Origin of the sequence: Tamlana sp. I1, from assembly GCF_015355625.1 — a bacterium.
Taxonomy (GTDB): Bacteria; Bacteroidota; Bacteroidia; order Flavobacteriales; family Flavobacteriaceae; genus Pseudotamlana.
Window position 1 is genome coordinate 172,804 of record NZ_JACLAF010000010.1, and the last position, 19,294, is coordinate 192,097.

A 19,294-nucleotide genomic window follows, 5' to 3' on the forward strand; every position below is an offset into this window, starting at 1 on the left:
ATTAATGAATCAGAATAAGTTATTTAAAAACATCAAATTATACATCATCATAAAAATAATAAAACAAAAACTAACAGACATTTAAAACCACGCATTTATGAATAATAGCATAACCAAACCCCTTCAATATTTGTTTTAAAAATTAGCATAATAATAAGAAGCATTGTATTTTCGGCACAATAAAAACAAACAGTAACGTTATCATTTAAAATTTAACCCATTCTATATGCCTCGTTTAACTTTCTTGCTTATTTTATTGATTTCTGTGTTTACTTATGCTCAAAATGACGCCATTGGAGCACATGAAAAACTTACGTTTACAGCATCTTATAACATGTCTGGCATCTTAACCGATTTGGCCGAAGTAACCATGGAAACAAGTCCTGTAAAAACATCGAAAGCCACTTTATTACGATTAAAATGTACGGCAACCACATACAGCAAATGGGATAATTTTTTCAAAATTAGAGATTTATACGAAAGCTACGTAAATCCTAAAACCCTTACCCCTTATTTGTATAACCGTGATATTAATGAAGGTGGTTATTACAAAAACATGAAATACACCTATAGCCATAAAAGCCATACGGTAAAAACGGTTCAGAAAAAACGTAATAATAATGTTGAAAACAAAACGGTAAGCATTGGTGCGAATACTAAGGATGTGATTTCTACGCTATACAGCATCAGATTATTAGATTTTGAAACCATGGCTGTTGGAACATCAAAATCATTCAACATTATTTTTGATCGTGAAGAAGCGAAAGCACAAATAAAATATTTAGGAACCGAAACTATTTCTACGGCTTTAGGGAGCAAAAAATGTCATAAAATCGCTTTAGGCTCGTCACAGTCGAACGCAGTAAAAGGCACCTTATATTTTACGGCCGATGCCAATAAAATTCCTGTTTACGGAAAATTTAAAATTCCTGTTGGTAATGGCGAATTAAAAATTAAATCGGCTTCAGGACTTAAAAACTAAACATAAAATGAAAAAACTTTTTACCATACTAGCCCTTGTTTTAGCAGTTTTAACGGTTATTTTTGCGGTTTTACCACTATCTAACCTAGCTATTTTTCCTGGAATTCCTGCATTAATATTCGGAATTGCCGCTTACTTTTTATCAAAAAAAACAGGCGAAATAAAAAAAAGTATTCAATTTTCTATACTACTCACGGCTTTGGCTTTAATTTTAGCAACCTACAAAGCTGCATTCACCAAAACTGAAGTTGCCAACACCGAAACTTTAGAAGCCACAGAAACCAAACTTGAAGAAGAATCGATTGAAGAATTAGAAGGTCTTGAACTAGATGATATCGAAATTGATGATTCTGAATTGGAAGGTGTTGAAATTGATATGGAGGAATAGTTGGAGATTTTTTTTATTTAATAACAAGTCACGATTCTATCCTAGCTGAAGAACTCATTTTAAAAGTCTATCCATAAAACATTTCCAGCATTGAATATAAAATGCTGTTTTAACTTTATCAATGTGAGTTGCTTATACGCTATATCCAAATTATCCTATGGCAAATACTCGGTTATAAACACGTAACTTTCCATTTACATAAATGTATTGTATACTACTGATGAAGCTACAAAAGTATCCATATAATTCAACTTTTAGTTATCTTTGCTAAAATATAACGACAAATAAACTGTATGAAACCTAAATTTGAAGTTGTTTTTCTTGAACAAGCTATTGAGTTTATGTCCAAATTGGATGCCAAAGCGAAAAAGAAAATCTACTTCAATTTGGATAAAGCAAAACTTGAAAATAATCCAAAGCTATTTAAGAAACTAACTGAGGACATTTGGGAATTTAGAACACTTTATCAAGGAATTCAATACAGACTCTTTGCTTTTTGGGATAAAACTGATAAAACCGAAACGCTTGTGCTATCTACTCATGGAATGATAAAAAAGGTAAGCAAGGTTCCAAAATCAGAAATAGAAAAGGCATTGAAAGTTAGATCTGAATATTTTAATGAATAAACTTTTAAGATTATAGCAATGAAAAATAAAAAAATGAAAATGATGACACTTGACCAAATGAAGGCCAAGGACATTGGTGAAGTTGGAACACCAGAACGTGACAAATACGAATTTGATTTACGAATGGAAGTGCTTGGAGATATGATAAAATCTGTCCGAAAAGAACGCAATTTAACTCAAGAACAGCTCGGAGAATTAATAGGGGTTCAAAAATCACAAATATCCAAATTGGAAAGAAACACCAAAAACGTAACCATCGAAACTATTTTAAAAGTATTTAGTGCATTGAAAGCAAACGTTCGATTTAGTGTTGAAATGGATGAATCGGAATTTAATCTAGCATAAATAATCAAGGCAATTGTATATAATAGTAAAATCTGTAACAGATTAAACTTATTATTATAAATGCATTTTATAAAAACAGTCGGCTATTCACTGTTAAAATAGGTTGAAAATCAACTTTCAATACATACAATTTTGTAATATAGCATATCAATTATAAATTCTATACACTTTGAAAAATGTAATCGCCTTCCTCTGTATGGCCGTTTTATTTACGTCATGCATCTCTTCACAAAACAAAAAGAAAAATAACGACAACCCTGAAGTCTATGCAAAAACAATTACAGCCGAGGCTTTAAAGAAAAACCTATACATTTATGCTTCCGATGAATTTGAAGGACGCGGTACAGGCGAACCTGGACAAAAGAAGGCTGTTGAGTTTCTAAAAAACTTCTACATTGCTAATGAAATTTCGTCACCCCTTGGAGAAGGCAATTATTTTCAAAAAGTGCCTTCATCTTTCCTTCCATCAGGAACAAAAGATTCTGAAAATGTTGTTGCTTATATAAAAGGTTCTGAAAAGCCAGATGAAGTACTTATTATTTCTGCACATTTAGATCATATAGGCGTGTCTTCAAATGGAGAAATTAATAATGGTGCTGATGATGATGGCTCTGGAACTGTAGCTATTTTAGAAATAGCCAAAGCTTTTAAGGCTGCCGAAAAAGCTGGTCACGGACCAAAACGAACTATTCTATTCCTACATGTTACTGCGGAAGAAATTGGCTTACAAGGTTCTAAATATTATACCGATGTGGAGCCTATTTTCCCTTTAAAAAATACAGTTACCGATTTAAACATCGATATGATTGGCCGAGTTGACCAAAAACACGAAGGCAAAAAAAACTACTTGTACTTAATAGGTTCAGACAAACTAAGTAAAGAATTACACGAAGTATCGGAAGCTGTAAACAAAAAATATGTGAACCTAGATTTGGATTACACTTACAACGATGAAAACGACCCAAACCGTTTCTATTACCGTTCAGACCATTATAATTTTGCTAAAAACAATATTCCTGTAATTTTCTATTTTAACGGCACACACGCCGATTATCATAGACCTAGCGATACCCCAGATAAAATTAATTACGAATTTTTAGAAACCCGTACACGTCTTGTGTTCTATACCGCTTGGGAGCTTGCTAATAGAGAAAATCGTGTAAAATTAGATTAATTTCAATCATTTAAAACCACAAAAAAAGCCTTTCAATTTCTTGAAAGGCTTTTACTTTTGGGTGGAAGACCGGATTCGAACCGGCGACCCTTGGTACCACAAACCAATGCTCTAACCAACTGAGCTACAACCACCGTGTAACTGCATTTTGTAATGCGTGTGCAAATGTAAACGTTTTAAGTGTTATCTACAAAGACTTTTTTCAAAATTTTACACAAAAATTAAAAATATTTTCAACCAAAAAGCTAACTACTTTAAATCGAACAAACTACTAACAGCGGCATAGCGTTCCACATTAAAACCTTCGGCATGCTCTACACCTATTAAGCGTCCTAAATCGCGAGCACGATAAATTATACTATCTGTAAAATTTTTGCTAGATATTGGTGTTTCGGGTGCTTTGCTTGTGGCATCATAAAACTGGGTTTTATACGCTAAAACAGCGTCCATTTTTTTTTCTATAAAGCCAGAAACATCCACAACAAAATCTGGTTCTAAATTTTTCCATTGTATGTAATGATAAACATGTTTAGGGCGCCATTGGTTTTGTAAAACACCATCTTCTAAAGCAGTTTCAATTTTAATTAAACCACTTAAAAAACAAGCATCGCTAACTAATTTACTTCCTTTTCCATGGTCGATATGCCTATCGTCAATCGCGTTGCACAACACGATTTCTGGTTGGTATTTTCGAAGTATTTTAATGATTTCTAATTGATGTGATTTATCATTAACAAAAAAAGCATCAGCAAATCCTAAATTTTCTCTAACCGAAACTCCTAAAATTTCAGCAGCATCTGCCGCTTCTGTTTTTCTTGTTTCCGCAGTACCTCGTGTGCCTAATTCACCACGAGTTAAATCTAAAATCCCAACTTTTTTACCATTTGCAACTTCTTTAGCTATGGTGGCACCACAACCTAATTCTACATCGTCTGGATGCGCGCCAATGGCTAGAATATCTAATTTCATCTATTTAATTTTATTTTCAGAAAGATTTACAAATTAAGAAATTTTCATGGCTTCAATTCATGTTTGTCCTCAATAATATTGCTGTTCATTTTTTTCATTGATAAAAAAACGAACCAAAAAAATCTAGGCTGACGAATATTTATCTAAATTTTTCATTCGACACCTAAATTTCAGGAACTCGCTTTGAAAATTTCTAGAAAATTATAAAAATCGGTTTAGCTCAAACAGCCTGAAATTTCACGGTGTTTTCACTTCAAATTTTACGATAAATTTTCGATAGGCCATAAAAAACAATCTTAAAATAATAATGTTGAATTTCAATTTAATTATAGACTCTAATCTTGTTTTATAAAATCATTAAAACCTCCATGCCACAATGCGAGACAATTTATTGCCCTGTCCCATTGGTATGATTTTCACTTCCTTAACGCCAAGTTTTTTTAAAGACACTTGCATGCCTTTTACCAAATCTTTTTTAGAAACCAAAGTTGTAAACCACTTACACTGCGTTTTATACAGCGAACTTTCATAAAGGTAATTATGAATAAAAGCCTTCTCCCCGCCTTTGTACCATAATTCATTTTGGGTGCCTGCAAAGTTTCGAACCACTTGGTCGCCTTCCGCTTTTAATCCTTTCAATTTTCTCGCAGTGGCTTCTAAAGCGTCTGCTTCCGATTTAAAAAATGGAGGATTACAAATAGCTACCGAAAATTGATCCTCTTCATTTAAAATTCCTTTAAATATCAAAGCCGCATCCGTTTGCTGTCTTAATGAAATAAAGTCGTTTAATTTGTTTTTATTGATGATGTGTTGCGCGTTTGATAGCGATTTTTTATCAATATCGGTACCTACAAAATGCCAGTTATATTCAGCATGCCCCAATAATGGGTAAATGCAACTGGCGCCTGTACCAATATCTAAAACCTTAATGTCTTTTTTTATGTTTGAAGCTTCCAAGAGCTGGGCAACATGATGAATATAATCTACACGACCTGGAATAGGCGGACATAAATTTCGTTCGGGGAAATCCCAGTATTTTATGTTATAATACTTTTGTAACAATGCTTTGTTTAAAGCTTTAACCGCTTTTGGGTTTGCGAAATCTACCGTTTGTTTATTGTATTTGTTTTCAAAAACATAAGGTTCCAATTCAGGGAAAACCGACTTTAAAGATTCTAAATCGTAACCTGATTTATGTTTATTCTTCGGATGAAAATTTGAATGTGTTTTGATGGCTTTTCAGTTTAAATGATGAACTTGTAATCTTGTAGCTCTAAACTACAAAGGTCAAAATAATTTTGCATCTAAGTTGTTCTATTTCTGTTTTTTGTGATTTTTAATTTCAAAATACTGAAATTCCTTCTTTAAAAACATGTTTTATCACTATAATAAAACTCAATTAGAAGCAAACTAAGCATAAATTGTTTCAATTTTAATTATCAAATTCTGCACTTAGTAAGCTGCAAAATCTTACTATATTCGTAAAAAATTTAAATATGTTAAAAGCAGTTATTTTTGATATGGACGGGGTGATTATAGATAGCGAACCTATGCATAATCAAGCCTATCATAATATGTTTGATGAAGTTGGTATTAGCGTGTCTTCAGACCTTTACGAATCGTTTACTGGGCAATCTACCATAAATATTTGTAAAAAACTTTGCGACCATTTTGAGTTAAGTCACCCACCAGAAACTTTGGTGCAATTGAAACGCAAGCACTTTAAACAATTTTTTGATTACAATTCTACCTTAGGCTTAATTGACGGCGTTTTAGATTTAATAAAAGATTATCACAGTAACGGATTAACACTTGTTCTAGGGTCTTCGGCATCTATGACCAGCATCAATCAAATTTTCGATAGATTTGATTTAAACCAATATTTTACTGCAAAATTAAGTGGTGGCGATTTAAAAGAATCGAAACCTCATCCTGAAATTTTTATTAAAGCTGCTGAAGCTACAGGGTTTAAAAAGGAAGAGTGTTTTGTTATTGAAGATTCTACCAACGGCATTAAAGCGGCAAAAAGCGCCGACATTTTCTGTGTTGGCTTTGATAGTTTTCATTCTAAAAACCAAGATTATAGCCAAGCAGATTTGGTGGTTTCAGATTTTAAAGAGATTACCTATAAAAAAATGCTTTCCTATTTTTAAACTTATTCGGTTTCTTTTTGCGCGTTCACTTTTTGGATAATGGCTTTTAATCGTGCCTTTCTAGCAGCCTCTTCTGCCTTCTTTTTATTTTGCTTTCTATCCATTAACTTAGAATGCTTCGCTTTATTTTTTGTGTTTTTCTCGCGACCTGTTTTTGCCATAATACTTCGTTAATTTGTGAAACTTATTGTTTTTTAGTTTTTAATAAACTGTTTTGCTCTTCCATAAGCGATGTGAGTTTAGATAACAACTCAATATCCTTTGGGGTTGCCACTGTTTTATCTTTGGTATCCTGTGCTTTATTTCTTAGCTTATTCATAAATTTAACGACAATAAAAACCGTAAAACCAACAATTAGAAAATCGATCATTGCTTCGCCTAATGCACCGTAACCAATAGCCACTTCTTCTTTTAAAATTGCATCTGAAGCATCTAAAACAGCATCTTTAAGAATGATTTTTTTATGCTGAAAATTAACGCCTTCCGTTAATAGAGAAAGCGGTGGTAAAAATACTTTTTTCACTAAAACATCGATAACTTTATTAAATGATGCGCCAATTATAATGCCCACGGCCATATCCATCATGTTTCCTTTTACCGCAAATTCCTTAAATTCTTTAAGTAACTTCATATTATTCAATTTATAAAACAGCTTTAAAACTGCAAAGATATTGGTTTACTTAAACATTGTACAAAGTAATTTGAACGAACCGTTATTATCTGCTTTTAAGCACATATTTAACATTATTAGCTTAAAAACTAATATTTTAATTTATTAGCTTAAAAGATTATAATTTTGTTATTCTGAATAAAAAACAATACATTTGATAGATAGATTAGTGCACATATATATGACAAGCATAATAACAGGCGATATTATAAACTCAAAAGAAAGCTCTCCAAAAAATTGGTTAGAGCCACTAAAATTGGTACTAAATCACTTTGGAAACAGCCCTGCGACATGGGAAATATTTAGAGGGGATAGTTTTCAATTGGAAGTTGCCCCAGAACAGGCTTTAGAGGCTTGTATATTGATAAAAGCTACCATAAAACAATTTAAAAATATTGATGTGAGGCTGGCTATTGGCATTGGCGAAAAATCGTTTGTTTCAGATAAAATAACAGAATCTAACGGAGAAGCTTTTATTAATTCGGGCGTTTGTTTTGAAGAGTTAAAAAAAACAACTTTAGCAGTAAAATCATCTTTTGAAACGTTTGACACCCCAATAAACATCATGTTAGAATTGGCGCAACTCACCATAAATTATTGGTCGAGCACATCGGCTTTATTAATAAAAACAACCTTAGAACATCCTGATTTTAATCAGAGTGAACTAGCCAAAACTTTAGGAAAAACGCAAGGAAACATTAGTCAAGGCTTAAAACGCGCTGGTTTCGACGAACTTTTTAAACTTCTAAATTATTACAAAACCCAAATACAAACCATATGCTAATTCTGGCACTTAAATTAATTTTAGCTCATCTTATTGGAGATTTTCTATTACAACCAAATAGCTGGGTAACACATAAAGAAACCTACAAACACAAATCGAAATTTCTATATTGGCATATATTAGTGCAATTCTGTGCGCTTATTCTCGTACTTCAATTCAACTTTAAATATTGGGCAGGTATACTAATTATATCTATTTCGCATTATATTATTGATCTTATAAAACTGCATCTTAAATCGTCTGTGAATAACCGTTATTTATTTGCTTTAGATCAATTAGCACACCTCATCATCATTGCATTGGTTGTAAAAATCTACGAACCTTTTGCATTTAGTTTCAATGTGCTTTTTAATGCTAAAAACTTATTATTTATAACCAGTTTAATTTGTTTAACCAAGGTTTCATCAGTGATTATGAAAACCATCATATCCAAATGGGATTTATCCGAATTTACCGAAGCCTCTTCATTAGAAAATGCTGGCGCTTATATTGGCATTCTAGAACGCTTGTTTGTTTTCGCCTTTATTGTTACCAACCATTGGGAAGGTGTAGGCTTTTTAATTGCGGCAAAATCGGTATTTAGATTTGGAGATTTATCGAAAGCAAAAGACCGAAAACTTACAGAATACATATTAATAGGCACTTTGTTAAGCTTCGGATTAGCGATAATTTTCGCTTTGGGCTTCAATTATGTATTAAAGCTGGTTTAGTTCATTTCTAGAATAGCGTTACCGAAATTAACACCAAAAGGCACACACCAAACAATGACATAATTATATTCTGAAAAATCTACATTATCTGGGATATCATATTCGTATTCTCCGTCTAAACCTTTTAAAGCTCCTAAGGAAATATACTCGCTAGCGTTGGCATCGGTTGCTAAATAGAGTTCTAATGAAGGACCTTCATCAGACTTAAAATTAGAAAGCTTTAAAACCGTTTTTTCTTTATTTACAGAAGCTACGCCCGAGGTTGGGTGTGCTACAGAAATAAAATTCCCGCTATACGTTGCTTCATCTTCCATATCCATGTTTTCCTCCATGGTCATGTCTTCTTCATTAATTGATGCATCATCACTTGAAGAACATGCAGTTAAACAAATAGCACTAAAAAGAATTAAAAAATACGATTTCATAATATGTTGTGTTAAGTTAGTATCCTTCATAAGTCGAAAGCTACTGAAAAACTTTACACAATTCATCAATAAAAAATTACTTTTTATAATACTTTGAATAACCACGATAAGAGAAAAATCCTAAAATGGCAATAAGTCCGCAGGCAATAGCTATAAATTTCACGCTCACAATTTGATCGCCACTGGCATAACTATGCAATCCAGCTAAGTAGAAATTCACTCCGAAATACGTCATTAAAATACTAGAAAATGCAACGATTGATAATAAGTTAAAAATCCATCGTCCGCGTAGTCCTGGCACCAAACGCATGTGAATTACAAAAGCATAAATCATAATACTAATAAGTGCCCAGGTTTCTTTAGGATCCCAGCCCCAATAGCGTCCCCAACTTTCATTAGCCCACATACCACCAAGAAAGTTTCCTATGGTAAGCATAACCAATCCAACGGTTAAAGCCATTTCAGTGATAATAGTTAACTCTTTAATATTTAAATCCATTTTCACTTTATTGGCCTTATTGGTAAAAATCATTAAGAATAGCGACACAATCCCTAAAATCATACCCAAAGTAAATGGTCCGTAACTTGCTACAATAACCGCCACATGAATCATAAGCCAATAACTGTTTAAAACAGGTTGTAAATTAGCAATAGCAGGATCCATCCAGTTCCAATGTGCAATCATTAAAATCATAGCGGTTACAAACGCTCCTGCTGCAATAGTTAGGTTAGACGATTTTCTTTTAAGAACATCACCTATTGAAGCTGATATAGTCGCTAAAACCCCTGAAGGTTTTACAGCAGACGCTTTTTTGCCCGCTTTACTTATTCCTGTGATTAAACCAAATAACATGGTTGACCATGCCACATAAATCATAGACTCGTAAGCATCACTCCAAGGTGCGTGACCAGAAATGTACCATCTTGCTATTAATCCTGCTGTATGTAATACAAACAGTCCTATTATTATGAATTTAAAAAAATTTATAGCGCCATTTACAAATTTTCGTTTATCATTAAAAATTTGAACAATTAGTAAGATAAACATTAGTGTTCCTGCATATAAATACCAACTAAACAACTTCTTAAAAATATCGTATTTATTATACAGTATTTCGGCATTTATCTTTTTATCACTAAGCATGACTTTGCCTCCGTAACGATGTTGTGTTTTTTCAAAAGCTGTTAAGAGTTTTTCAGATTCACTAAAATCGCCTGTTTTTTTGGCTTCATTTAAGGTAAACAAATAGGTTCTGAAACCATTTTTAACAAAATTACTGTAAAGCGAATCTTTTATAACCGACATATGCTGCGCATAATCGTAAGTAGAAATCCACTTATTATTTGGATCTTCTGGAATTGGGAATATTTTTAACGACATCCCTTCAATAGCATTATACAGTAAACTAACACGTTGGTCGGTTTCTTTAAATTCCTTTTGAAAACCAGTAGGCACTTGTGCTTTGTAAGCTTCATCTAAAAATGGGCCTAAAATATATTCGCCACGTTCTGTAAAGAAATCGGCTAAAGCCACATACTTTTCTTCTTTTGGAATATGAAGAAGATGTCTTATCGAATCACCTTTTTTAGGCTTTAAATAAATGATTGGTACATTATACCAAAGCATCGGACTTTCTTGAATGGACAGGAATACTTGATTGGCATCAAAATCGCCATAAGTATCACTTTTACTTAATTTACGAAGCATTTCTGATGCATAAGTATCTACAGGCATCATTCGCCCGCTTAAATCTTGAATCACTAAATTCCCAAATTTATCGGCGTGTGCTTTCGGTGTAATATTGCTATGTAGAATAGAATCTATTTGTGCTTTGGTTGGTTTAGAGTGGTTATGACCATCATTAGCCGAATGTTCATGATCTTGTGCAAAACCTGTCAAACTTAAACACAGCACTAAAACTGTGAGTATTTTAGCTTTTTTAGCTTTAACTTTTTCCAACTGCTTTTTCAAATCTCCAAATCGAGAATGTTTACTAAACAAAATAGCCATTAATCCAAAATACAACATAAAATAGCCAATATAAGTAAGCATAGTCCCCCAATAATCATGGTTTACAGAAAGTACCGTCCCTTTTTCATCAGGATCGAAACTCGATTGAAAAAAGCGGTACCCGCCATGATCTAGAATATTATTCATGTAAATTTTATAGTCGAAGTCTTCTTGGTTTTTATCTATAACCGTAACTTCACTAGAATATGCCGAAAAACCACGTTCTGTTCCTGGGTAGCGCTCGGCTTCAAAATCGTTTAATTTTATTGAAAAAGGCAATTCTAGAACTTTCGAACCGTATTTAAACGCGAAATCTAATCCGCCAACACTTATCTGTTTAAACATACCTCCACTTCCCTTATTTCCAAGGATGCTAATACTTTTAGATTCACCGTTAGTGGTAACTCTAAGTTTAACTCCATCGGTACTGCTATTTTTAAGGATTTCTGAAGCTTTAACTACATCAAACTCTCCTTTTACAACTGGCTTTGGAAATACCATCTGCATGTTTCCAATCACATATCTTGATCTTAAAACCAAAGGTTGTAAACTATCTTTTACCAACTTACCTTGTGCCATGGTTGCCATGGTCATGTACTCGCCTTCAAAAGGAGAATTTATAGATAAATCGCCATTTTTATAGGTAATATTTATGGCGCCTTCTGTAGGTTTATTTAAAGCAATAAGAATTCCGTGAACGCTTTGTACTTCACCTACTTTAAGAAAATGATTGTGTGGTCCATTACTTCCTGCTTCTACTAACTTTAAATATTCTTCGCCATTTTCATTCGGAACGATATCTTCTTCAGCTCCAACAATAAACTTTTCTAATTCGATATTTACAGGTTGATTATGGTATTTTGTATCTATTTCAAAATGATTATTTAAACGTCCTGAAAAATCAACTTCACGTTCAATTGGCAAACGCTGTGGCACGCCATCAATTTTATAATCGCCATCGATGTAAGTTGTAATATATGTTTTTTGAGAAAGAAAGGTGTTTTCGGTGGCGCCTTCACGAATGGCCATCATACCTTCAAAACTAGCATAACGTGTAATAAACGCCCCAATTAGAATAAAAATAAAAGATAAATGCAAGATGAAAGTCGCCCATTTTTCCTTTTTATAGAGCCTGTATCTAAAAACATTTCCAACAAAATTAATTACGAAAAACACCATAATGGCTTCAAACCACCATGCGTTGTAAATTAAATTTCGTGTATATGGCGTTGGTGATGTGTCTTGGCCGGCGTCTAAAAAAGTTCCTACTGCCATAGCTGCTGCAAATACTATGAATAAAACGGCTGTAAGTTTAGTTGAAAAGAAAATGTTAGCGAGTCTTTTTTGCATAATAGTAACCTATTTTTGAGGTCGCGCAAATTTAAGAATTTAAGTTTGTTTTGAAGTGTTAAAGTATTCAAAAAAAGAGACTAATTCCGTAAGAAGTAGATGGAATTAATACCTTTATATTCGTCGTGTCTTTCTTGTGAAATTTTGAGGAATGTATTATTTTACTGAGATTTACAAAGGCTTGATTTTGTGATTTATTCTCCGTGAAACTCTGTGGTTACTCTGTGCAACTTTGTGTAAATATGATACTACACTGAGACTCGCAGAGAAAAATCATCTCACTATAAACTGTGACTGTAAACTGAGACTAAACCCTACCTCCTCTAGCTTCAAATATTTTCATATACAAAAAAGTGCCCATTTTACGAGCGCGGTGCTTGGCATTTTGGGCATAATCGCCTTCGAAGAGCTCGTCGATAGTTTCAAACCACAAATTAATCCAGAGTCCGAAATGGCGTTCATTAATACAATGATTATTGTCCTGATCAACTTTAATGTGCGCCTCTAAAGGATTTCCTAGATATTTTGTTTTTAGGAACAAACTCGCTTCCCAAAAGTTGGTTAAATTTTCAATATGTGCAGGCCAATCTTTAATCAGGTTGTTAAAAAACGGTCCTAACTCTTCATCACTTCGAATTTTATCATAGAAAGAAGACACGAGTAAATGCACATCTTCTCTGGTTTTAATATCTTTTTTCTGCATCTAACAAAGATAGCACAATTGGTTTTTAAATAGGCTAATATTGTCTATTTTAGCGGTATGATTTCAGTAGTAATTCTTGGCGCAGGCAACGTTGCCACACACTTGTTTAAAGCGTTTAATAAAACCGATGAAGTTTCTGTAATACAATGGTATAACAGAAATTTAGACACCATAAAACCATTTAAAAACTTGGTTGAAATAACCAACGATTTAAATGCTTTAAAAGAAGCCGATGTTTACATTTTAGCCGTTAGCGATGATGTAATTGGCGAACTTTCATCTAAATTACCTTTTGAAAACCGATTGGTTGTACACACTTCCGGAGGTGTTGGTGTTTACGAATTAGACAAAAAACATAAACGTGGCGTGCTATATCCCTTGCAGACTTTCAGTAAGAATGCTGAAATAGATTTTGCAAACGTTCCTATTTGTATTGAAACTATCGACAAAAAAAGTTATCCGCTTTTAAAGCAATTGGCACGAAGCTTAGGAAGCCCAACAAAACGTGTTAATAGCGACCAACGTCGTGTGTTACACGCTGCGGCAGTTTTTGTAAATAATTTTACCAATCAGCTTTATCGTATTGGTCATGAAATTACAGAAAGTGAAGGCGCCGAATTCGATTTGCTAAAACCACTAATTCTAGAAACTGCCAAAAAAGTTCAAGATATGTCGCCGTATATGGCGCAAACAGGGCCTGCTAAACGCAACGATAAAAAAACTATAAAAAAACATGTGAAGCTTTTAAAAAAGCAAGAGCATAAAGACATTTATAATTTACTAACAGATTCTATAAAACAAACCCATGGAAGAAAAAAGCTATAAAGAATATTTAGAACACATTACAACTTTTATTTTTGATGTTGATGGTGTTTTAACCGATGGATCTGTAACTGTAACAACTACGGGCGAAATGTTAAGAACCATGAATATTAAAGATGGTTATGCATTAAAAACAGCTGTAGACCGAGGGTTTAACGTGTGTATTATTTCGGGAGGTTCTAATGAAGGTGTTCGCATTCGCTTAGAAGGTTTAGGCATTACCGATATATATTTAGGGGCTCACAACAAAATAGAGCAGCTTGACGATTATTTCACCAAAAAAGATATCGTTTCAGAAAACGTGTTATACATGGGCGACGACATCCCTGACTACCCCGTTATGAAAGGCATTGGTTTGCCTTGTTGTCCGCAAGATGCTGTTCCTGAAATTAAAAACATTTCAAAATACATTTCACATAAAAAAGGAGGCAAAGGTGCCGTTCGCGATGTTATCGAACAAGTTTTAAAAGTTCAAGGAAAATGGAGTGGCAATTTTTCAGCTAAGTATGATTGATTGAATTTGGTTGTTGGTTGATGGTTGTTGGTTATTGGTTATTGGTTATTGGTTATTAACAAACTAACTTTTTAACTCCATAACAACTTTTAACCGCATCACTTCATAACTTCCTAACTTTCTAACTCCTTAACTACATAACCCCTTAACCCCCTAACTCCAAACTAAAAAAATGCATAACCTTCTAACCCTCATCCGTTGGAAAAACCTCATCATGATTGGCCTTGTGCAATTACTGGTTAAGTATGCACTTTTAGAGCCTTTTGGGGTGGCAACGGCTTTAAATGGTTTTGGCATTACATTGCTTATTCTTTCAACCATTTTTATCGCTGCTGCAGGAAATATTATAAACGATATACAGGACGTTGAAACCGACGAAATAAACAAACCCAATAAAGTTATTGTTGGAAAATCAATTTCAGAAAAAACAGCATACAACCTTTTTATTGCTTTTAATCTTATTGGTGTTGCCCTTGGCTTTTATGTCTCGCATTGGGTAGGTAAAGCACCATTTTTCACCATATTTGTTTTAATTTCAGCATTGCTTTATGTGTATGCAACTACTTTAAAACAAACACTTTTAGTTGGTAATATTATTATTTCGGCACTTGTAGCATTAAGCATTATTATAGTTGGGATTTTCGATTTATTACCTGTAATTAATCCACAAAATCGAACCACACAAATGCTCTTTTTTAAAGTGATTTTAGATTATGCTTTGTTTGCTTTTATTATCAATTTACTTCGAGAAATCGCAAAAGACATTGAAGATATTGATGGGGATTACAAATCGGGCATGAACACATTACCCATCGCTATTGGCAGAAATCGCGCAAAAACCGTTTTAATTACCTTAAATATTATTCCGCTAGGCGCACTTGTTTACTACGTCTCAACAAATTTGTACAAACAGCAAATGGCCGTGATTTACTTTTTACTTTTTGTAATCGCTCCACTCATTTATATTTTCATTAAATGCTGCTACGCGTCTACCAAAAAAGACTACCACCATATTAGTAATATGTACAAGTTGGTCATGCTTTTCGGAATGCTTTCCTTACTTTTATACAAGTTTGTAATTTTTAACTCATGATTAACAAAGCCTTAAAAAACTACCACATTATATTAGCGTCAGGGTCGCCAAGAAGACAAGAGTTTTTTAAAAACTTAGGACTCGATTTCGAAATTCGATTAAAACCCGTAAAAGAAGAATATCCGCCACGATTAACCCATTTTGAAATTAGTAATTACCTCGCTCAACTAAAAGCATTGCCTTTTAAAGGTGAATTACAAGCCCAAGATATTCTTATAACTAGCGACACCATTGTTTGGCACAACAATCAAGCATTAGGCAAACCAACCGATGAAAAAGAGGCGTTTAACATCTTAAAATCGTTAAGCAATACAACGCATGAAGTGATTACATCGGTGTGTTTTACAACCCAAACTTTTGAAAAAACCCTGTATAACATCACCAAAGTTACCTTTAAAACACTAACTGATGATGAAATAAACCATTACATAAAAAACGACAAACCATTTGATAAAGCAGGGGCTTACGGCATCCAAGATTGGATCGGACAAATAGGCGTTACAAAAATTGAAGGTTCTTATTTTAATGTTATGGGGTTACCTACCCATTTAGTTTACAAAACTTTAAACGCTATTGCGGAAGAAAAATAACTTCGTAACTTTAGAAATAAATCTACGATTATGAAAAATCTTTCAAATGAAAAAATATGGTATTTTTTAAGCATCATAGCTTTCATATTAATACTATCTTGTCGTGATTCAAAGGCTGTTGAAGCTTTTTCTTCAGAAAAGAAAATTGAAAAAATAACTGAAGACAAATCAGTAAATTCAAAAGAGGTAAAAGCCGCCTTATCTTCCGAATTTAAAACCTATTGGTACGCTGGCGAAGCCGAAATTTCATCGTATAAATTAGAACAAGCCCGTTATGGTGAACTTCGTGAAGGCCACGCTGTTTTAGTTTTTGTTACTGAAGAATTTCTACCCAACATTCAAGTTAAAGCAGACCAACATAATCCAGAAAATGTGCCTGTTCTTAAATTAAACGCGACTAAAAACTTTAACACAGGTATTTATCCGTATTCCATTATGCAGAGTACCTTCTACCCTGTTTCTAACAAACAACATGCTTTAAAAATTTCAAGTTCTATTCAAGAATGGTGCGGCCATGTGTATGCGCAGCTTAATAACCGAAATCAATTTGAAGTGATGTCGCACTCCTATTTTCAAAATGAAGCCGATAACCATTTCAAAATTGATAAGGCTATTTTAGAAAATGAATTATGGACACAATTACGAATTAACCCAAAATCACTTCCAACGGGCGATATAAAAATAATTCCTGCATTTGAATACACACGATTAAAACATATTCCTATAAAAGCCTACCAAGCTTCTGCATTTTTACAAGACAACAATTACACCTTACATTATCCTGAATTAAATAGAACATTAAGCATCACGTTTAATCCCGATTTTCCTTTTGAAATTTTAAGCTGGGAAGAAACTTTTAAAAGTGGTTTTGGAGCAAATTCAAAATTATTAACCACCAAAGCCACACGATTAAAAACCATAAAATCGGCATACTGGAAACAGAACCATAACGAAAATGAAAATTTGAGAAAAACGCTGCTTTTAAAATAACATTTTGCGTTTTTGACTGTATCTTTGGTATTCAATTAATACACTATTTTATGCTTGTAGATTTCCTTGAAGTTTACCAAAAACAACTCATTATTTCTGGGTTTGTTATTTTTTCATTGTTAATATTACGTTTTATAATCACCTTCGCCATTACAAAAATTGCGAAAAAAAATGGTATTAATGAAGCCAGAACCCGTTTAATATCACGCTATGCTTCGGTTAATTTAATTTTAATCGCCATTCTTATTGAAGCCTTTGTTTTTGGGACAGATTTTAAAGATTTAGCCGTTATTTTCTCCTCTGTTTTTGCTGTAATTGGAATTGCACTTTTTGCTATTTGGTCTATACTTAGCAACATCACTTCAGGCATTATTATGTTTTTTAACTTTCCTTATAAAGTGGGCGACAAAATTGAAATTCACGATAAAGATTTTCCTATAACTGCTATTATTGAAGACATTCGTGCCTTTCAACTGCATTTACGACTTGATAATGGCGACTTGGTAACTTACCCTAATAATTTAATGCTTCAGCGCGCTGTAACGCTTATTAAAAAAGACGCCATAGACGAAACTCATGAAGATGATGGCGATGCTGTTTAAAATTTATTATATTTAAGCTATTATATTTTTTATGGGCAAAGCAAGAAGATCCAAAAATTCCAAAAAAAAGACAGGACATGCTCCTGGTAGTGCTATATATACGGGCGATCGCTCTAAGGAAAAACTGTTTATTGAAACCTTCGATTACAATCAAACGCATTGTACTGTAAAAGAATTAAATTCAGTAGAAGAAAGTTTTAATTTTAAACATTCCGACTCGGTAACCTGGATTAATCTTAACGGATTAAACCACGTTAAAGACATTGAAATTTTAGGAAATCACTTTAATTTACACCCGCTTGTTATTGAAGATATTGTAAGCATTTCTCAGCGGCCTAAACTCGATGATTATGGCGATTACATTTTTGTGGTATTAAAAATGCTTTATTTTCAAGATGAGGATGCTGAAAACATTTCTTCAGAGCAAGTTAGTTTTGTACTAGGGAAAAACTACGTACTTACTTTTCAAGAATCTGAAGGTGATGTTTTTGATGCGGTAAGACAACGTATTATAGCAGGAAAAGGTCGAGCCAGATCTTTGGGTTCCGATTATTTGTTATACATTTTAATTGATGCCATTGTAGACCATTATTATGAAGTTATTGATGCTTTAGGAGATAAAGTTGAAGATTTTGAAAGTGCCATCTTTTCAGGAAACGTTAATGATGATACTAGCAAAAATATTCGCGATTTAAAACATGAGATTTTTAAAATGCGTCGCTCTATTTTTCCGCTTCGCGAAATTTTGGTTAAAATCGATAAAAATGATAGTCCGCTTATCGAGAAAAAAACCATCACTTTTTTCAGTGATATCTACGATCATTTAATACAAGTATCTGAAAGTATTGATATTTACAGAGAAATGGCTTCTAGTTTAATGGACATGTACATGACTACCATTAGCAATAAAATGAATGAAGTTATGAAAGTGCTTACCATCATGGCTTCTATTTTTATACCGCTTACTTTTATTGCTGGTATTTATGGGATGAATTTTCAATACATTCCCGAGATTCAATACAAATACGGTTATTTTGTAGTTTGGGTAATTATGATAATTATAGTATTTGTGATGATACACTATTTCAAACGTAAAAAGTGGCTGTAAAACCAACACAATTCACATTCATATTTTAAACAATATTTCTTTTAGAAAGGCCGTACTTTCAGGCTTAAATGCTTATTTGAAATAAACTTCTATTTTAAACACACTCCACAAAATATTCGAAATCCATAACAATACCGCCTAAACTTTATTATTATCTGTTTTTTTTGATGTAATTTTTATTAATACACTAACTAATTTTGCATTTCATCGATAAATCCTTACGGTTTTCCCGTAAAATTAATCTTTATACTACATTTTTAAGCTATTAATTTGGAAAACAAATAG

22 protein-coding genes and 1 tRNA gene are annotated in these 19,294 nt (G+C 33.1%); 15 read left to right on the forward strand and 8 right to left on the reverse strand.

Annotation, left to right across the window (positions count from 1 at the left end; all coding sequences use genetic code 11):
- Window positions 1-226 precede the first annotated feature (226 nt).
- The 5 genes from H6X70_RS10980 to H6X70_RS11000 all read left to right on the forward strand — a co-directional run bounded on the left by H6X70_RS10980 (window position 227) and on the right by H6X70_RS11000 (window position 3,515).
- Window positions 227-982, forward strand: coding sequence for a DUF3108 domain-containing protein (locus tag H6X70_RS10980; RefSeq protein ID WP_194767737.1), 756 nt, complete (start codon window positions 227-229; stop codon window positions 980-982).
- 7 nt (window positions 983-989) lie between these two features.
- Window positions 990-1,370 (forward strand): FUSC family protein, encoded by a 381-nt coding sequence (locus H6X70_RS10985; protein ID WP_194767738.1) that lies wholly within the window; start codon window positions 990-992, stop codon window positions 1,368-1,370.
- Between the two features lie 293 nt (window positions 1,371-1,663).
- Complete coding sequence (locus H6X70_RS10990) at window positions 1,664-1,996, forward strand: type II toxin-antitoxin system RelE/ParE family toxin (protein ID WP_194767739.1); 333 nt, start codon at window positions 1,664-1,666, stop codon at window positions 1,994-1,996.
- A 39-nt stretch (window positions 1,997-2,035) separates the two neighbouring features.
- Complete coding sequence (locus H6X70_RS10995) at window positions 2,036-2,341, forward strand: helix-turn-helix domain-containing protein (protein WP_410529877.1); 306 nt, start codon at window positions 2,036-2,038, stop codon at window positions 2,339-2,341.
- Window positions 2,342-2,510: 169 nt separating this feature from the next.
- Window positions 2,511-3,515, forward strand: a complete 1,005-nt coding sequence (locus H6X70_RS11000) for a M28 family metallopeptidase (protein ID WP_228530337.1) — start codon at window positions 2,511-2,513, stop codon at window positions 3,513-3,515.
- Between the two features lie 59 nt (window positions 3,516-3,574).
- Here H6X70_RS11000 and H6X70_RS11005 read toward each other — a convergent pair.
- The 3 genes from H6X70_RS11005 to rlmF form a co-directional block, all read right to left on the reverse strand.
- A tRNA-His gene (locus H6X70_RS11005) sits at window positions 3,575-3,650 on the reverse strand.
- 114 nt (window positions 3,651-3,764) lie between these two features.
- The gene (gene bshB1 / locus H6X70_RS11010; protein WP_194767741.1) at window positions 3,765-4,484 is read right to left on the reverse strand and encodes a bacillithiol biosynthesis deacetylase BshB1; all 720 of its coding nucleotides are present in this window, start codon (window positions 4,482-4,484) and stop codon (window positions 3,765-3,767) included.
- A 357-nt stretch (window positions 4,485-4,841) separates the two neighbouring features.
- The gene (gene rlmF / locus H6X70_RS11015) at window positions 4,842-5,717 is read right to left on the reverse strand and encodes a 23S rRNA (adenine(1618)-N(6))-methyltransferase RlmF (RefSeq protein WP_194767771.1); all 876 of its coding nucleotides are present in this window, start codon (window positions 5,715-5,717) and stop codon (window positions 4,842-4,844) included.
- 263 nt (window positions 5,718-5,980) lie between these two features.
- On the opposite strand from rlmF, the gene H6X70_RS11020 reads away from it, so the two are divergent.
- Window positions 5,981-6,637, forward strand: coding sequence for an HAD family hydrolase (locus H6X70_RS11020; RefSeq protein ID WP_194767742.1), 657 nt, complete (start codon window positions 5,981-5,983; stop codon window positions 6,635-6,637).
- A 2-nt stretch (window positions 6,638-6,639) separates the two neighbouring features.
- On the opposite strand, the gene H6X70_RS11025 is transcribed toward H6X70_RS11020, so the two are convergent.
- Window positions 6,640-6,798 (reverse strand): hypothetical protein, encoded by a 159-nt coding sequence (locus H6X70_RS11025; RefSeq protein WP_194767743.1) that lies wholly within the window; start codon window positions 6,796-6,798, stop codon window positions 6,640-6,642.
- A gap of 23 nt (window positions 6,799-6,821) precedes the next feature.
- Window positions 6,822-7,268, reverse strand: a complete 447-nt coding sequence (gene mscL / locus H6X70_RS11030; RefSeq protein ID WP_194767744.1) for a large conductance mechanosensitive channel protein MscL — start codon at window positions 7,266-7,268, stop codon at window positions 6,822-6,824.
- Between the two features lie 220 nt (window positions 7,269-7,488).
- On the opposite strand from mscL, the gene H6X70_RS11035 reads away from it, so the two are divergent.
- Both H6X70_RS11035 and H6X70_RS11040 read left to right on the forward strand, forming a co-directional pair.
- Window positions 7,489-8,091, forward strand: coding sequence for a transcriptional regulator (locus H6X70_RS11035; protein ID WP_194767745.1), 603 nt, complete (start codon window positions 7,489-7,491; stop codon window positions 8,089-8,091).
- On the forward strand, window positions 8,085-8,801 hold the full coding sequence (locus H6X70_RS11040) for a DUF3307 domain-containing protein (protein ID WP_194767746.1): 717 nt from the start codon (window positions 8,085-8,087) through the stop codon (window positions 8,799-8,801). The genes H6X70_RS11035 and H6X70_RS11040 overlap by 7 nt, the downstream gene beginning before the upstream one ends.
- Here H6X70_RS11040 and H6X70_RS11045 read toward each other — a convergent pair.
- The 3 genes from H6X70_RS11045 to H6X70_RS11055 all read right to left on the reverse strand — a co-directional run bounded on the left by H6X70_RS11045 (window position 8,798) and on the right by H6X70_RS11055 (window position 13,290).
- A complete protein-coding gene (locus H6X70_RS11045; protein WP_194767747.1) occupies window positions 8,798-9,226 on the reverse strand; it encodes a DM13 domain-containing protein in 429 nt (142 codons plus the stop codon). The two genes, H6X70_RS11040 and H6X70_RS11045, sit on opposite strands and share 4 nt — an antisense overlap.
- A 76-nt stretch (window positions 9,227-9,302) precedes the next feature.
- Window positions 9,303-12,587 (reverse strand): cytochrome c biogenesis protein CcsA, encoded by a 3,285-nt coding sequence (ccsA, locus tag H6X70_RS11050; protein ID WP_194767748.1) that lies wholly within the window; start codon window positions 12,585-12,587, stop codon window positions 9,303-9,305.
- 307 nt (window positions 12,588-12,894) lie between these two features.
- Complete coding sequence (locus tag H6X70_RS11055) at window positions 12,895-13,290, reverse strand: group III truncated hemoglobin (RefSeq protein WP_194767749.1); 396 nt, start codon at window positions 13,288-13,290, stop codon at window positions 12,895-12,897.
- Window positions 13,291-13,347: 57 nt separating this feature from the next.
- On the opposite strand from H6X70_RS11055, the gene H6X70_RS11060 reads away from it, so the two are divergent.
- The 7 genes from H6X70_RS11060 (at window position 13,348) to corA (ending at window position 19,009) form a co-directional block, all read left to right on the forward strand.
- Window positions 13,348-14,115 (forward strand): Rossmann-like and DUF2520 domain-containing protein, encoded by a 768-nt coding sequence (locus H6X70_RS11060; protein ID WP_194767750.1) that lies wholly within the window; start codon window positions 13,348-13,350, stop codon window positions 14,113-14,115.
- Window positions 14,096-14,626: a KdsC family phosphatase gene (locus H6X70_RS11065; protein ID WP_194767751.1), complete on the forward strand. Its 531-nt coding sequence runs from the start codon at window positions 14,096-14,098 to the stop codon at window positions 14,624-14,626. The genes H6X70_RS11060 and H6X70_RS11065 overlap by 20 nt, the downstream gene beginning before the upstream one ends.
- A gap of 172 nt (window positions 14,627-14,798) precedes the next feature.
- Entirely contained in the window at window positions 14,799-15,719 is a 921-nt protein-coding gene (locus tag H6X70_RS11070; protein ID WP_194767752.1) for a geranylgeranylglycerol-phosphate geranylgeranyltransferase, read from the forward strand.
- Window positions 15,716-16,309, forward strand: coding sequence for a Maf-like protein (locus H6X70_RS11075; RefSeq protein ID WP_194767753.1), 594 nt, complete (start codon window positions 15,716-15,718; stop codon window positions 16,307-16,309). Before H6X70_RS11070 ends, H6X70_RS11075 begins: the two co-directional genes overlap by 4 nt.
- Before the next feature lie 30 nt (window positions 16,310-16,339).
- Entirely contained in the window at window positions 16,340-17,299 is a 960-nt protein-coding gene (locus H6X70_RS11080) for a septum formation inhibitor Maf (protein WP_194767754.1), read from the forward strand.
- A 50-nt stretch (window positions 17,300-17,349) separates the two neighbouring features.
- Window positions 17,350-17,901 carry a mechanosensitive ion channel domain-containing protein gene (locus H6X70_RS11085; RefSeq protein ID WP_194767755.1) on the forward strand — a complete coding sequence of 184 codons (552 nt, stop codon included), beginning with the start codon at window positions 17,350-17,352 and terminating at the stop codon, window positions 17,899-17,901.
- A gap of 31 nt (window positions 17,902-17,932) precedes the next feature.
- Window positions 17,933-19,009, forward strand: a complete 1,077-nt coding sequence (gene corA / locus H6X70_RS11090) for a magnesium/cobalt transporter CorA (RefSeq protein WP_194767756.1) — start codon at window positions 17,933-17,935, stop codon at window positions 19,007-19,009.
- The last annotated feature ends 285 nt before the right edge of the window (window positions 19,010-19,294 follow it).